Origin of the sequence: Pseudomonas sp. PvP025 (assembly GCF_017832155.1) — a bacterium.
Lineage (GTDB): Bacteria > Pseudomonadota > Gammaproteobacteria > Pseudomonadales > Pseudomonadaceae > Aquipseudomonas.
The window spans coordinates 4,397,611-4,412,867 of the sequence record NZ_JAFIBJ010000001.1 but is presented as its reverse complement, the minus strand read 5'-3'; the positions used below and the strand labels follow the sequence as shown (position 1 = coordinate 4,412,867).

Sequence of the window (15,257 nt, the reverse complement as noted above, 5' to 3'; positions counted from 1 at the left end):
TGCGTTCCAAGTGTGGCAGCGGGCTTGCTCGCGAAGGCCGCGACGCGGTGCTCAGCCAGGCTTATTCCATGTCCTTGAGCCACTCGGCGCTCTTGAACCACTTGTCATGGATGCGATCGTAGGTGCCGTCGTTGCGGATCTGGTGCAGAAAATTGTTGATGTAGTTGAGACTGTCGTAGTCGCCCTTCTTCAGGCCGAACGCCAGGGGTTCAAAAGTGAAGGGTTCGTCGAGGAACACCAGCTTGCCGTTGCCGACCTTTTTCTCGGCGACCACGTTGTACGGTGCGTCGTAGACGAACGCGTCGGCCTTGCCATTGACCACGTCCAGCACGCCTTCCTGTTCGTTGTCGTAGCCGTGGTACTTGGCTTTGGCGATCAGCTTTTTGGCGACCATCTCACCGGTGGTGCCGAGCTTGGAGGTCAGGCGGTACTTCTCGTCGTTGAGGTCTTTGTAGGACTTGATGGTGCCTTCCAGCTCCTTGCGAATCAGCAGCGTCTGGCCGACCACGATGAAGGGTTCGCTGAAGTTCAGGCGCAGGTTGCGCTCCTGGGTCAGGGTCATGCCGCTGCCGATCATGTCGAACTTGCCGGTGAGGAAGGCCGGGATGATGCCGTCGTAGCCGGTGGACACCAGCTCCAGCTTGACGCCCATGGACTTGGCCATGGCCTTGAGGATATCGACTTCGAAACCGATGATTTCACCGCGCTTGTCGGTCATTTCGAACGGCATGTAGGTCGGGTCCATGCCGACCTTGAGCGTGCCGCGCTTGACCGCATCATCGATGGCGCCGGCCTGGGCCGCCGTGGCGGCTACCAGCGCAGTGACGCCGAGCATCAGCATCGACAGATACTTTTTCATCATCAAGTCCCCTGAACCATTCTTGTAAGGTCGGCGCGCAAAAAGGGCTGCACCATTTCGGGGTGCGATCCTAACTCACTCGCTGCCTGTCACAAAGGTTTCACGGGTAAATCTTGTTGGCATCATGACCTTCACTCGACGTCCGCCATCCAGTCAGTGTCCTTGAACCACTTGTCGTGCAGGTGATCGTAGGTGCCGTCCTGGGCCACCTGATTGAGAAAGTGGTTGATCCAGTTGACGCTGTCGTAATCGCCCTTTTTGAGGCCGAACGCCAGCGGCTCAAAGGTGAAGGGCTGCTCCAGGGCCAGCAACGTGGCGTTTTCCGGACGCGCCATGGCAATCAGGTTGTACGGCGCATCGTGAATGAACGCATCGGCCTTGCCCTCCACCACCTGCCGCACACCTTCCTCGGGGGTGACGAAACTGCTGAACCGGGGCATGCGCAAAAAACGTCGCGCGGCAGCCTCGCCGGTGGTGCCCTGATTGACAGCGATGTGATAACCCGCCTCGTCGAGGTCTTCGATGCTGGACACCTTGCCGGCCAGGCGCGGATGCAGCAGCACGGTCTGGCCCACCACGATAAAGGAGTCGCTGAAGTTGAGCGCGAGGTTGCGCTCCTGGGTGACGGTCATGCCGCTGCCGATGAGGTCGAATTTCTTCGCCATCAGCCCCGGCACCAACTCTGTATACGGCACCACGACCAGCTCCAGCTCGACACCCAGGGCTCGGCTCATGGTGCGCAGCAGGTCGATCTCGAAACCGACAATGCGTCCCTGCCTGTCCTTCATTTCGAAAGGGGTGTAAGTGGGCGTGGTGCCTACTTTGAGCACGCCACGGCGCACCGCGTCGTCCAGCGCACCGGCCGCCGACACGCCGGCGTGCGTCAATGCGACAGCGCCGATCAGCAGTGCCGAACAAAACCTTTTGATCATGAGTGCCCCGTGGCGCATTGAATGTGGGGGGCGATGCTACCCCAGCCACAGGCGCCGCAATACGTCTCGAACAAAGGTCTTTTGTTTCGAAATAACAAGGGGTTAACGCTTAAAGGAAGAAGCCGGAAACGCTGTAGGATCCGCGCTGGAAACGCCCCCGAGGAAAACCCTCGGGGGTGTCTGAATCAGGCCGGTTGGGCCCGCGACACTTGTGGCTGCAGTGGCAGCAAAGGCGCGTGCGGATCAGCCTTGATCGAGGCACGCCAGGCGTCAAGCCACTCGGCATGCCCTTCGCTCCATACCTGTTCATGCAGGCGAGCCAGGGCGACCGGGTCGCTGAGCAAGGCCACACGCTCGGCGTTGGTCAGGCCGGCAGGGCCGACTTTCAACGCATGGCGCACACGCTCGACGCGCAGGTACTCGATCGGCTCCGCTTCACGGTGCCGCGAGGTCGCCAGGGCACAGGCCAGGGCGTTCTGCTGCGGGTCGACCACCGAACGCACGAACCCGTCATTGAGGGCGTGCCAGCGGTTTTCGTGGGTGTACTTCTCGGTCGACAGCAGCGCCTGCGGCGGGTTGTATTCCTCTGGGATGAGGAACAGGCTCTCGTCGCGGGATTTGAGACCCAGGTTGACCCGGCTGGATATCACCGACACCGGAATCGACAGCATCAGCGACCCGACAATCGGCACCAGCCACCACAGGAAGCTTGGGTTCAACCACACCACCAGCAGTGCCCACAGGAAGCCCAGCACGGTTTGCGGACCGTGGCGCTTGACCGCTTCGCTCCAGGGTGTGGAGTCGTCGTCACGCTGCGGCGAATTCCAGGTCGCAGCCCAGCCGAGGAACGCGGCGAGCACGAAGCGGGTGTGGAAGATCATGCGCACCGGCGCCAGCAGCATGGAGAACAGCATCTCCAGCAGCATCGACAGGGTCACCTTGAACTTGCCACCGAACTCTTTCGCGCCCTTGGCCCAGATCAGGATGATGCTCAGCAGTTTAGGCAGGAACAGCAGCACGATGGTGGTGGAGAACAGCGCCACCGCCTTGTCCGGATGCCATTGCGGCCACAGCGGATACAACTGGCGCGGCGCCATGAAGTATTGCGGCTCCATCAGCGTGTTTACCGCCAGCAACGCGGTGGACAGCACCAGGAACAGGAACCACAGCGGCGCCGACAGGTAAGACATCACGCCGGTGAGGAATACCGCACGGTGCACCGGGTGCATGCCCTTGACCAGAAACAGGCGGAAGTTCATCAGGTTGCCGTGGCACCAGCGACGGTCACGCTTGAGTTCGTCGAGCAGGTTCGGCGGCAGTTCTTCGTAGCTGCCCGGCAGGTCGTAGGCAATCCACACGCCCCAGCCGGCACGGCGCATCAGCGCGGCTTCAACGAAGTCGTGAGACAGAATGGAACCGGCGAACGCGCCTTTGCCCGGCAATGGCGCCAGGGCGCAATGCTCGATAAACGGCTTCATGCGGATGATCGCGTTGTGACCCCAGTAGTGGGATTCACCCAACTGCCAGAAGTGCAGGCCGGCGGTGAACAGCGGGCCATAAACACGGGTAGCGAACTGCTGCATGCGCGCATACAGGGTGTCCATGCCCGACGCACGCGGCGCGGTCTGGATAATCCCGGCATCCGGCGTGGCTTCCATCAGGCGCACCAGGCTGGTCAGGCATTCGCCGCTCATCACGCTGTCGGCGTCGAGCACCACCATGTACTTGTATTCACCGCCCCAGCGACGGCAGAAGTCGTCGAGGTTGCCGCTCTTGCGCTTGACGCGACGACGACGACGGCGATAGAAAATCTTGCCGAAACCGCCGGCTTCGCGGCACACGTCGAGCCAGGCTTGCTGTTCGGCGATGCAGATGTCGGCTTCGTTACTGTCGCTGAGCACGAAGAAGTCGAAGCGATCCAGGTCACCGGTGGCGGCCACCGATTCGAACGTGGCGCGCAAACCCGCGAATACACGCGGCACGTCTTCGTTGCAGATCGGCATCACCAGCGCAGTGCGCGCGTCTTTCGGAATGGGCTCGTCGCCGGCGCTTTTACCGGAGATCCGGTATTTGTCGTGGCCGGTCAGCAATTCGAGGAAGCCCATCAACGCGGTCCAGAAACCCGCCGACACCCAGCAGAACAGAATCCCGAACATGATCAGGATGCTGGTTTGCAAGGCGTAAGGCAGGACCTGGGTGGCGGTTTGCAGCAGGGTCTGGTTGCGGATCTCGTCGAAGTCGACCAGCGACCAGCCCTGGTACGGCATGATGCCTTTCATGTACCAGCCGGCCACGATGGTCTGGCCGAGCATCAGCACCAGCAGGATATAGCGGCGGATCGAACCCACGGTACGCCAGCGCGCGGCCGGCAATACGCGCTCGTCCTTGGGTGGCGCGGGCGGGTTGGAGCGCCCGGTGATACGGCGCCAGCCGCGCACCAGGATATTGGTGCGCCATGGCTCCGGCACGACCTTGGTGCGCCGGATCGGCGGCGTGGCCTTGAGGCACACGCGACCGCTGGCATCGAGCGCGAGCATTTCCGCGTCCTGCAGCTCTTCGGCGCTGTTGAGCGTCAGGCGCCGGCCAACCGACGCCTGGGCGGCGTCGACCGGTGCGTCGAAGGTGGCGGACGACAGGCGTTCGTGCAGCTCGCTGAAGGATGAGCAACCGGCCAGTTCGGCCCGTTGCTCAGCGGTCATCGGCAGGTGCGCCAGGTACTCGGACAACGTCTCTGGCTTGGCTTGAGAATTACTCATCGGCTGGCAACTGGTAGCTCCAGGTCTCGCTCAGGACTTGTTCGGTCTTGATCGGCTCTGGTGTGACTGGGGCGGCGTCCGGCTGCTTGGCTTCCTTGTCTTTCGCTTCCTTGGCGTCCTTTTTAGCCTGTTTTTCGTGTTGCTTGGCCAGCACTTTGTCAGCCTTGAGTACGTGACTGGTGTCCTGCTCGGGGGCAGGCGGGGCAACATCCTGCACCAGTGCGGCACGCATTTCGGTCGGCTTGCCTGCGTCCTTGATCTTCATGCGCAGGGTCAAACGCCAGCCTTTGGTGTGCTCGTTGTAGCGCACGCTGTTTTCAACCAGTTCGGCGTTGTCGCCAACGCTCACCTGGCTGCGCACCGGAGCATCGGGCGGCAGGTTCTTCAGGGACGGACCCTCGAAGTCCACCAGGTAGGCCACGGTGCCATCCGGCTGACGGATCAGGTTGGACTGCTTGACGTCGCCGGTCGAACGCAAGGTCTGCTTGACCCAGGCGCTGTCGGTCGGGTGCAGGGCTTTTTCGTCCATGGTCCAGTGCAGGCGATAGGAAACGTCCAGCGGCTCGCCGACTTTCGGCAGCTCGGCCGGGCTCCAGAACGCAACGATGTTGTCGTTGGTCTCGTCAGCGGTCGGGATCTCTACCAGGTCGACGGTGCCTTTGCCCCAGTCGCCTTCAGGCTCGATCCAGGCGCTTGGGCGCTTGTCATAGTTGTCGTCTAGGTCTTCATAGTGGCTGAAGTCGCGGCCACGTTGCAGCAGGCCGAAACCACGCGGGTTCTCGACGCCGAAGTTGCTGACCGACAAGTGTTTTGGATTGTTCAGCGGGCGCCAGATCCACTCGCCGTTGCCGGCATGGATCGACAGGCCGCTGGAATCATGCAGCTCGCGGCGGTAGTTGAGCACCTTGGACGGCTGATTGGCGCCGAACAGGAACATGCTGGTCAACGGCGCAACGCCGAGCTTGCTGACCTTGTCACGCAGGAACATCTGCGATTTGACGTCGACAATGGTGTCGCTGCCAGGGCGCAGAGTCAGGCGGTAAGCGCCGGTGGCGCGTGGCGAGTCGAGCAGCGCATAGATGACCAGTTGTTTTTCACCGGGCTTGGGGCGTTCGACCCAGAATTCGGTGAAGCGCGGGAACTCTTCGCCGGACGGCAGGGCAGTATCGATCGCCATGCCACGCGCGGACAGGCCGTAGGTCTGGCCCTTGCCGACGACGCGGAAATAGCTCGCGCCGAGCATGGTCATGATTTCGTCTTGCTTGTCGTTCTGGTTGATCGGGTACAGCACACGGAAACCGGCGTAACCCAGTTGTTCGGTGGCCTTGGGATCAAACTTGACGTCGCCGAAATCGAAGCGCGTCGGGTCGTATTTGATTTCCTGAACGCTGTCGGCGGTCACTTCGTTGATCTTCACCGGTGTATCGAAGTGCATACCCTGGTGATAGAAGGACAGCTTGAACGGGGTGTTCTGATCGGCCCATTCGGCTTTCTCGTTGCGGAAACGAATTTTCTGGTAGTCCGCAAATTTCATTTCACGGAATTCGTTCGGCAGATTGCTGCGCGGAGCTTCGTATTTCTGCCCAGCCAGCTCTTTAGCCTTGGCCGACACATCGTCCAGACTGAATGCCCACAGTTGACCCGCGCCGAACAGGCAAAACAGGGCAGAGCCCGTTACCAGTGCGTTTCGTAACCGTTTGGCAGACAATTTTGGTGCATTACAGGGACTAACAATCACGAGCAACCCTCGCCGAAAACAGATCAAAAAACCAACGGCCAGCTATCTAAATGCCAGGTTGGCGAGCATTGTTCCGACTCCCATGGGGCAAAATGATTCCCCGCTGGTGGTCAGACAAGTCTCTACCTAAGTCAAAATTGGACCAAACCACGCTGATCCCCGTAGCGCGCGATTATCTAGTAGCCCGCGAGACAACGCATCAGGGACAACAAAGTATTTATAGCGAAACCCCACGATTTTTGGCCTTGAAGTCGTTTTTAGTACATTCACGTCTGTAACAGGAAGGTCACAGGGCCATCATTGACCAGATGCACCTGCATATCGGCGCCGAAACGCCCTGAAGCCACCCTGCCATGCAATTGTTGCGCTTGTAACAACAAGTGATCAAAAAGCGCCGCGCCCAGGGCAGGCGGTGCCGCCGTGGTGAAGCTTGGCCGCAACCCGCTTTTGGTATCCGCCGCCAGGGTGAACTGCGACACCAGCAGCAAGCCGCCGTCAACGTCCTTCAACGACAGGTTCATCTTGCCCTCGTCGTCGCTGAACACCCTGTAGTTAAGCAGCTTGTGCAGCAATTTGTCGGCGCTTTGCGGCGTATCTGAAGGCTCGACCGCCACCAGCACCAGCAAACCCTGGTCAATGGCCCCTACGACTTCACCGGCCACTTCGACCCGGGCGCCACGCACCCGTTGCAGCAGCCCTTTCATGCTTCTTCTGGCGGCAGATCAAGCAGGCGCCGTGCCATCTCGCCGGTCGCGCGCACCAGAGCATCGGTGATGCCGGGCTCGGAGGCCGCATGCCCGGCTTCGCGGATCACTTGCAGCTCGCTGTTGGGCCAGGCCTGATGCAGCTCCCAGGCGTTATCCAGCGGGCAGATCATGTCGTAGCGACCGTGAATGATGACGCCAGGCAGATGGGCGATCTTGTGCATGTCGCGAATCAGCTGGTTGGGTTCCAGGAAGGAATTGTTGGTGAAATAGTGACATTCGATACGCGCGATGGACAGCGCCCGCTGCGGCTCGGAGAACCGCTCCACATGTTGTGGGCTCGGGCACAGGCCGAGCATGCGCCCTTCCCAGCCGGACCAGGCCTTGGCCGCGTGCATCTGGGCGATCTGGTCGTTGCCGGTAAGGCGCTTGTGGTAGGCCGCAATCATGTCGTGGCGCTCGTCCGCCGGGATCGGCGCGAGGTAGTCCTGCCAGTAGTCGGGGAACAGGCGGCTGGCGCCTTCCTGGTAAAACCAGTGAATGTCCTGCGGGCGCGCCAGGAAAATGCCGCGAACGATCAGCCCATGCACGCGCTCGGGGTGGGTCTGGGCGTAGGCCAGCGACAACGTCGAGCCCCAGGAACCGCCGAACAGCACCCATTTGTCGATGCCCAGGTGCTCGCGGATGCGCTCAAGGTCGGCGACCAGGTCCCAGGTGGTGTTGTTTTCCAGGCTCGCGCGGGGGGTGGAGCGCCCGCAGCCGCGCTGGTCGAAGGTGACGATGCGGTACAGGTTCGGATCGAAATAGCAGCGGCTCTGCGCATCGCAACCGGAGCCCGGGCCGCCGTGAATGAACACCACAGGCAAGCCTTCGGGGGAGCCACTTTCATCGACATACAAGGTATGGGTGTCATCGACGGCCAGATCGTGCCGGGCGTAGGGTTTGATCTGCGGGTACCAAGTCTGCATTGCGCGCTCCGTAGGGGGTCGGGTTCATCCCTGGGGGGACGTCTTTTATTTTGCCGTCTGGCACTATAAACCCGAATTGTGCAATGAGCATGTCCTTGAGCAGGCAACGCTGTGAATACCCTGCAATCTGGGGCACTTAGCGCTGCCACGGCGCAAACTGGAGCCTCTGTGGCGAGCGGGCTTGCCCCGCGTTGGGGTGCGAAGCGCCCCCTATCAAGGAAAACGCGGTGTACCTGACCCTTCGCAGAGCATGGTTTCAGGGCTGCTGCGCAGCCCAACGCGGGACAAGCCCGCTCGCCACAGGGATGTGGTTACCTGAAAGTCAACGTTAGCGGGCTTTCTCCCTTCCACAGGCGTTCTGTGTTGTGTCTATGCATAGCGCGCCTGACCCCAGGCCAGCATCTGCTCAAGCAACTGCCTGAGCACCACCCGCGTCGGTTCCGCCAGGTCAGGGCGATAGCGGAACGGTTCAACCTCTTCCATATAAGCGCTCTGGCACAGCTCCAGTTGCACCGCGTGGATATCCTGCGCCGGGTCGCCGTAATACCGGGTGATATGCCCGCCCTTGAAACGCCCGTTCAGCACGTGGCTGTATTGCGGATGCCTGGCGCAGATGGCTTCCAGCTGGCTGGCCAGTTCGGGGTCGCAGGCGGCGCCGTTGAAGGTGCCGAGGTTGAAGTCCGGGAGTTTGCCGTCGAACAGGTGCGGGATCACCGAGCGGATCGAGTGCGCATCGAACAGCAGCGCGTAGCCGAACTCGGCCTTGAGTCGTACCAGTTCCTCTTGCAGCGCGCGGTGATACGGCCCCCAGATCTTTTGCAGGTAGCTGGCGCGCTCTGCCTCGCTCGGCTCCAGGCCTTCACGGAACAATGGCACGCCATCGAACAATGTTGCCGGATACAGCCCGGTGGTAGCGCCGGCGTAGAGCGGCTTGTCGTCCGACGGCCGGTTCAGATCGATGACAAACCGCGAGTACTCCGCCGAGAGGGTGCTGGCTCCCAACGCCTCGGCAAAGTCGTACAGCGTGGGGATGTGCCAGTCGGTGTCCGGCAGGCTTTGTGCCTCGGGAATCAGCCCCGCCTCGACGGCGGGCGTGAGACGCAGGCCGGCGTGGGGCATGCTGATCAGCAGCGGCGTGCGGCCTTGTTTGAAGTTCAGAACCTTATCCACAGCAATGCTCCTTACACAGTGACGTCGACGCCGTGGCGCACCACGCGTTTGTCCAGGTCGCCGCCCAGCCAGTAGGCCAGGTCGGCGGGGCGATCAATCTGCCAGGCGACAAAATCGGCGACCTTGCCCACCTCCAGCGAACCATGGGTGTCGCCCATGCCCAGCGCGGTGGCCGCATGCCGGGTGGCGCCGGCCAGGGCTTCTTCCGGCGTCATGCGGAACAGGGTGCACGCCATATTCAGCATCAGGCGCACCGACAGTGCCGGCGAGGTCCCGGGGTTGAGGTCGCTGGCGATGGCGATTTTCACGCCGTGTTTGCGCAGGGCGTCCATCGGCGGCAGCTGGGTTTCGCGCAGGAAGTAGAACGCGCCCGGCAGCAATACCGCGACAGTGCCAGAGGCCGCCATGGCGATGGCGTCTTCCTCGGTCATGAACTCCAGATGATCGGCCGACAGCGCGTGGTAGCGTGCCGCCAGGCTGGAGCCGTGCAGCGACGACAATTGCTCGGCGTGCAGCTTCACCGGTAAGCCAAGCTGCCGGGCAACCTTGAACACGCGCTCCACCTGCTCGGTGGAAAACGCCAGGTACTCGCAGAACGCGTCGACCGCATCCACCAGCCCCTCTGCCGCCAGGGCCGGCAGCATCTCGTTGCAGATGTGCTCGATGTAATCGTCGGCACGGTCCTTGTACTCCGGCGGCAGTGCGTGTGCGGCCAGGCACGTGGCGCGCACGCTCACCGGCAGCGCGTCACCGAGGCGACGGGCCACGCGCAGCATCTTGCGTTCGTTGGCCAGGTCCAGGCCGTAGCCGGACTTGATCTCCACCGTGGTCACGCCGTCTCTCAACAGGCTGCGCAGGCGCTTGTGGGCGCTGGCGAACAGCTCGTCTTCGCTGGCGGCACGCGTGGCGCGCACGGTGCTGGCAATGCCGCCGCCCTGAGCGGCGATCTCGGCATAGCTCACGCCCTGAAGGCGCTGCTCGAATTCGCCGCTGCGGTTGCCGCCGAACACGGTGTGGGTATGGCAGTCGATCAGCCCGGGGGTGACCCAGGCGCCTCGCAGGTCATGCACCTGAGCGTAGTCCGCCGCCGGCAACTGGCTGCGCGGGCCGATCCATTCGATCAGCGAATCGGCGGTGACCAGGGCGGCATCCTCGATGATCGAGTAGGTGCCGTCAGCCATGGTTGCGACGTGACAGTGTTGCCAAAGGGTTTTCATCCAACCTCCTCGTTACAGGCTCGGCAGCAACCGCGCCGGCACCAGCTCGTTCAGGCAGCGACCGGCAAGCAGTTCGCTGGCGGCGATGATGTCCGGGGCGAAGAAGCGGTCCTTGTCGTAGAACGCCACTTTATCGCGCAGCAAGCCTCGGGCCTGTTCAAGTACCGGCGAGGTGTTGAGGCCTTCGCGCAGGTCCAGGCCCTGGCAGGCTGCCAGCCATTCCACGGCGAGGATGCCTCGGGTGTTCTCGGCCATTTCCCACAGACGCTTGCCGGCGGCCGGGGCCATCGATACGTGATCTTCCTGGTTGGCGGAGGTGGGCAGGCTGTCGACACTGTGGGGATGAGCGAGGGCTTTGTTCTCGCTGGCCAGCGCGGCGGCTGTGACCTGAGCGATCATAAAGCCTGAGTTGACCCCGCCATTGCCCACTAGAAACGGCGGCAATTGCGACATGTGCTTGTCCATCATCAGCGAGATGCGCCGCTCGCTCAGCGCGCCGATCTCAGCCAGCGCCAGCGCCATGTTGTCGGCGGCCATCGCCACCGGCTCGGCGTGGAAGTTGCCGCCGGAGATCACATCACCTTCGGCGGCGAACACCAGCGGGTTGTCCGACACCGCGTTGGCTTCGACCGCCAGCACCTCGGCCGCCTGGCGCAACTGGGTCAGGCAGGCGCCCATCACTTGTGGCTGGCAGCGCAGGGAATAAGGGTCCTGCACCTTGTCGCAGTTCTGGTGCGACTGCGACACCTGGCTGCTGTCACCGAGCAGCGATCGGTAAGCCGCCGCCGCATCGATCTGCCCACGCTGGCCGCGCGCAGCGTGGATTCGCGCGTCGAACGGTGAGCGCGAGCCCAGTACCGCTTCAACCGTGAGGCCACCGCAGACAAGCGCGCCGGCAAACAGGTCTTCGCCTTCGAACAGCCCGCGCAAGGCGTAGGCGGTGGACACCTGGGTGCCGTTGAGCAGCGCCAGGCCTTCCTTGGCGGCGAGGGTCAGCGGCGTGAGGCCGGCGATTTTCAGCGCGTCCACGGCCGTCAGCCATTCGCCTTTGTAGCGCGCCTTGCCCTCGCCCAGCAGCACCAGGGACATGTGCGCCAGGGGCGCGAGGTCGCCGGAGGCACCCACCGAACCCTTGAGCGGAATGTGCGGGTAGACCTCGGCGTTGATCAGCGCGATCAGCGCGTCGATCACCTGGCGACGGATCCCGGAAAACCCGCGGCTCAGGCTGTTGACCTTGAGCACCATGACCAGCCGCACCAGCGCGTCGCTGATGGGTTCGCCGACGCCGGCGGCGTGGGACAGCACCAGCGAGCGCTGCAGGTTTTCCAGGTCTTCGCTGGCGATGCGGGTCGAGGCCAGCAGGCCGAACCCGGTGTTGATGCCGTAGGCGGTGCGGTTCTCGGCGAGAATCTGTTCCACGCAGGCGACGCTGGCTTCGATCTGGTTCGATGCACTGTCATCCAGGCTGAGGGTGACCGACTGCTGGTAGACGGTGCGCAGTTGGGCAAGGCTCAGTTGGCCTGGAATCAGGTTGAGTGCAGTCACGTTCATGCTCCTTGTGAATTATTTTTTGATTTCAATGCAAATTCGGTAATGCAGTGTCGGTGAGCACCCTGGCGGCGGCTTCAATGTCCGGCGCCAGCCAGCGGTCCTGCTCATACGCGGGGACCACCTCGCGCAGCAGACGCCAGGCGCGATCGGTGCCTGCACCGAAGCGCTGGTCCTTGAGAAACTCGAACGCCTGGGCGGCCAGCAGGTATTCGATGGCCAGAATCCGCGTCACGTTGGCCAGCAGCTGGTGCAGCTTGAGCGCGGCGTTGGTGCCCATGCTCAGGTGGTCTTCCTGCAGGCCCGAGGTGACGAAGTTGTCGAGCACCGCCGGTTGCGCCAGCTGGCGGTTCTGGCCGCACAGCGACGCGGCGACGTATTGCACGATCATCATCCCGGAGTTCACCCCGGGGTTGCTCACCAGAAAGGCCGGCAGGCCGCTGACGTGCGGGTTGATCAGGCGGTCCAGGCGCCGCTCGGCCACCGCGCCGATTTCGGCCATGGCGATGGCGAGCAGGTCGGCGGCCATGGCCACGGACTGACCGTGGGGGTTGGCCTGGGACACCACGCGGTAATGGTCCGGCGTGCCAAGCAGCAGCGGGTTGTCGGTGGCGCCGTTGAGCTCGGTTTCGATCTGGCGGGTCGCGTGCTCCACCTGATCGCGCGAGGCGCCGTGGATCTGCGGGATCGAGCGCAGGCTCAGGGCGTCCTGGGTGCGGATGCCCCTGCTGCCGGCGATCACTTCACTGCCGGCGAGCAGCGCGCGCAGGTTGCTGCCGACGCGCTGCATACCGGGGTGGCGCTTGAGGGCGAGGATCTCTTCGTCAAACGCATCGAGCTGGCCGCGCTGGGCCTCGAAGCTCATGGCGCCGATCACGTCGGCCCATTGCAGCAGGTGATGCGCGTCGGCCAGGGCCAGGCAGCTCAGGCCGGTCATGCACGGCGTGCCGTTGACCAGGCACAAACCATCCTTGGCGCCGAGCATCACGGGCTGCAAATCTTCTGCTTTCAGTGCGTCCTGCGCCGGGACGATCCGGCCGCGATAGCTGACGTCGCCAATTCCCAGCAACGCCACGCCGACATGGGCCATATGGGTCAGGTAACCCACCGATCCCTGGGACGGCACTTGCGGGGTGATGCCGTGGTTGAGCAACGCCAGCAGCGCTTGCACCACCTGCCGATGCAGGCCGGAGTGGCCGTGGCTGTAGTTGATGATGGCGGCGCAGATGATCGCGCGGGTCTGCTCGTCACTCAGCGCCGGGCCGACGCCGCAGGCGTGGCTCAGCAGGGTATTGCGCGACAGCTGGCTGAGCTGTTCGCCCTCAAGCGAGACATTGCACAGCGCCCCCAGCCCGGTGTTGACGCCATAGGCGCGCTCGCCGCTGGTGACGATGCGCTGCACGATGGCCTGGGCATTGTCGATGCGCGCCCAGGCCTGGCCCGACAGTTCGAGCACGGCGCCGTGGCGGGCGACGGCGACCACGTCCTGCCAGCGCAGCGGAGCGTCGGCGATGAGGATTGTTGCTGGCTGGGGCATCTTTGTACCTTCTTCAATGTTTGTGCAGCGTTGCCGGCCCTATCGGGAGCAAGCCCCCTCCCACAGGGAAGCGCATTTCAAATGTGAGAGGGGGCTTGCTCCCGATGAGGCCAGTCGCCTCACCACAAAACCCTGATCAGACCACCGCCGCCCGCCGCTGAACAAACCGGTCCACATACTCATCGGCCGGCGAGTGCAGAATCTCGCGCGGCGTGCCGACCTGGATCAGCTTGCCGTCCTTGAGGATCGCAATGCGGTTGCCGATGCGCACGGCCTCATCCAGATCGTGGGTGATGAACACGATGGTCTTGTGCAGGGTCTTTTGCAGCTCGAGCAACTGGTCCTGCATCTCGGCGCGGATCAGCGGGTCGAGGGCGCTGAAGGCTTCGTCCATCAGGATGATGTCGGTGTCGGCCGCCAACGCGCGGGCCAGGCCGACGCGCTGGCGCATGCCGCCGGAAAGCTGGTGCGGGTATTTGTTTTCGTAGCCCTTGAGGCCTACGGTGTCGACCCAGTGCGCTGCACGTTCGGCGCACACTTGCCTGCTTTCGCCGCGCACCTTGAGGCCATAGGCGACGTTGTCGAGCACACTCTTGTGCGGCAGCAGGCCGAAGCTCTGGAACACCATGCTGATCTTGTGGCGACGCAATTGGCGCAGCGCTTCCATGTCCAGCTGCAGAATGTCTTCGCCGTCCACCAGGATCGCGCCGCTGGTGGGGTCGATCAGACGGTTGAAATGGCGCACCAGGGTCGATTTACCGGAACCCGACAGGCCCATGATCACGAAGATCTCGCCAGTGGCGATGCTCAGGGACAGGTCATTGACCCCGACCACGCAGCCGGTCTCGGCCAGCACCTGGTCCTTGGTCTTGCCCTGGCCGATCAGCGCCAGGGCCTCCCTGGAGCGGTTGCCGAAAATCTTGAATACGTTGCGCACTTCGATTTTGCTGACGCTCGTCATTTGCTCGCCTCATGCCGTGGACGACCATAGGCCTGGGTAATGCGGTCGATGACCACCGCGAGAATCACAATCGCAAGGCCGGCTTCAAGGCCACGGCCAACGTTGAGGGTCTGGATGCCGACCAGTACGTCTTCACCCAGGCCACGGGCACCGATCATCGAGGCGATCACCACCATCGACAGCGCCATCATGGTGGTCTGGTTGATGCCGGCCATGATGCTCGGCAGGGCCAGCGGCAATTGCACGCCGAACAGTTGCTGCCAGCGGTTGGCGCCGAAGGCGTTGATGGCTTCCATGACTTCGCCGTCAACCTGGCGAATACCCAGGTCAGTGAGGCGAATCAGCGGTGGCGCGGCGTAGATCACCGTGGCGAAGATCGCCGGCACCTTGCCCAGGCCGAACAGCATCAGCACCGGGATCAGGTACACGAAGCTGGGCATGGTCTGCATGATGTCGAGCAGCGGCATCAGCACCGACCGCAGGCGATTGCTGCGCGCCGACAGGATGCCCAGCGGAATGCCGATCAGCACCGAGATCACCGTGGCGACCATCATCAGCGCCAGGGTTTGCATCAGCTTGTCCCACAGGCCCACGGCGCCTACCAGAAACAGCAAACCGACGATCACGGCGGTGGTCACCACCTTGCGCGTGGCGTGCCAGGCAATGGCGCCGACAATCGCCAGCATCAGCCACCAGGGCGCGGCGCGCAGCAGGCCTTCCAGGTTGACGATGGCCCACAGCAGGGTGTCGGAGATGTGCCGGAACACATCGCCGTAGTTGGTGACCAATGCGTCCACCCACTCGTTGACCCAGTCGGCGATGGAAAACGTAAAACTCTCAGGAAACATAGCGTGCTCTCGATCCAAT

General features: G+C 62.9%; 12 protein-coding genes. All 12 read right to left on the bottom strand.

Annotated features, from left to right (window positions below; all coding sequences use genetic code 11):
• Positions 1-61: 61 nt before the first annotated feature.
• The 12 genes from JOE32_RS19160 to JOE32_RS19105 all read right to left on the bottom strand — a co-directional run bounded on the left by JOE32_RS19160 (position 62) and on the right by JOE32_RS19105 (position 15,238).
• Complete coding sequence (locus JOE32_RS19160; protein ID WP_209990623.1) at positions 62-859, bottom strand: transporter substrate-binding domain-containing protein; 798 nt, start codon at positions 857-859, stop codon at positions 62-64.
• A 131-nt stretch (positions 860-990) separates the two neighbouring features.
• Positions 991-1,791: a transporter substrate-binding domain-containing protein gene (locus tag JOE32_RS19155; RefSeq protein ID WP_209987528.1), complete on the bottom strand. Its 801-nt coding sequence runs from the start codon at positions 1,789-1,791 to the stop codon at positions 991-993.
• Between the two features lie 185 nt (positions 1,792-1,976).
• The gene (gene mdoH / locus JOE32_RS19150) at positions 1,977-4,547 is read right to left on the bottom strand and encodes a glucans biosynthesis glucosyltransferase MdoH (protein ID WP_209987525.1); all 2,571 of its coding nucleotides are present in this window, start codon (positions 4,545-4,547) and stop codon (positions 1,977-1,979) included.
• On the bottom strand, positions 4,540-6,285 hold the full coding sequence (locus tag JOE32_RS19145) for a glucan biosynthesis protein G (protein ID WP_209987523.1): 1,746 nt from the start codon (positions 6,283-6,285) through the stop codon (positions 4,540-4,542). Before JOE32_RS19145 ends, mdoH begins: the two co-directional genes overlap by 8 nt.
• Positions 6,286-6,551: 266 nt before the next feature.
• Positions 6,552-6,989 carry a D-aminoacyl-tRNA deacylase gene (dtd, locus tag JOE32_RS19140; protein WP_209987520.1) on the bottom strand — a complete coding sequence of 146 codons (438 nt, stop codon included), beginning with the start codon at positions 6,987-6,989 and terminating at the stop codon, positions 6,552-6,554.
• Positions 6,986-7,957, bottom strand: a complete 972-nt coding sequence (pip, locus tag JOE32_RS19135) for a prolyl aminopeptidase (protein ID WP_003237417.1) — start codon at positions 7,955-7,957, stop codon at positions 6,986-6,988. The genes dtd and pip overlap by 4 nt, the downstream gene beginning before the upstream one ends.
• 369 nt (positions 7,958-8,326) lie before the next feature.
• Positions 8,327-9,127: an N-formylglutamate deformylase gene (gene hutG / locus JOE32_RS19130; protein ID WP_209987517.1), complete on the bottom strand. Its 801-nt coding sequence runs from the start codon at positions 9,125-9,127 to the stop codon at positions 8,327-8,329.
• 11 nt (positions 9,128-9,138) lie between these two features.
• Positions 9,139-10,344, bottom strand: a complete 1,206-nt coding sequence (hutI, locus tag JOE32_RS19125; RefSeq protein WP_209987514.1) for an imidazolonepropionase — start codon at positions 10,342-10,344, stop codon at positions 9,139-9,141.
• A 12-nt stretch (positions 10,345-10,356) separates the two neighbouring features.
• On the bottom strand, positions 10,357-11,895 hold the full coding sequence (gene hutH / locus JOE32_RS19120) for a histidine ammonia-lyase (RefSeq protein ID WP_209987511.1): 1,539 nt from the start codon (positions 11,893-11,895) through the stop codon (positions 10,357-10,359).
• A 25-nt stretch (positions 11,896-11,920) separates the two neighbouring features.
• Complete coding sequence (gene hutH, locus JOE32_RS19115; RefSeq protein ID WP_209987508.1) at positions 11,921-13,429, bottom strand: histidine ammonia-lyase; 1,509 nt, start codon at positions 13,427-13,429, stop codon at positions 11,921-11,923.
• Between the two features lie 136 nt (positions 13,430-13,565).
• Entirely contained in the window at positions 13,566-14,390 is an 825-nt protein-coding gene (locus tag JOE32_RS19110) for a glycine betaine/L-proline ABC transporter ATP-binding protein (RefSeq protein WP_209987504.1), read from the bottom strand.
• Entirely contained in the window at positions 14,387-15,238 is an 852-nt protein-coding gene (locus JOE32_RS19105; RefSeq protein WP_209987501.1) for a proline/glycine betaine ABC transporter permease, read from the bottom strand. The genes JOE32_RS19110 and JOE32_RS19105 overlap by 4 nt, the downstream gene beginning before the upstream one ends.
• Between the last annotated feature and the right edge of the window lie 19 nt (positions 15,239-15,257).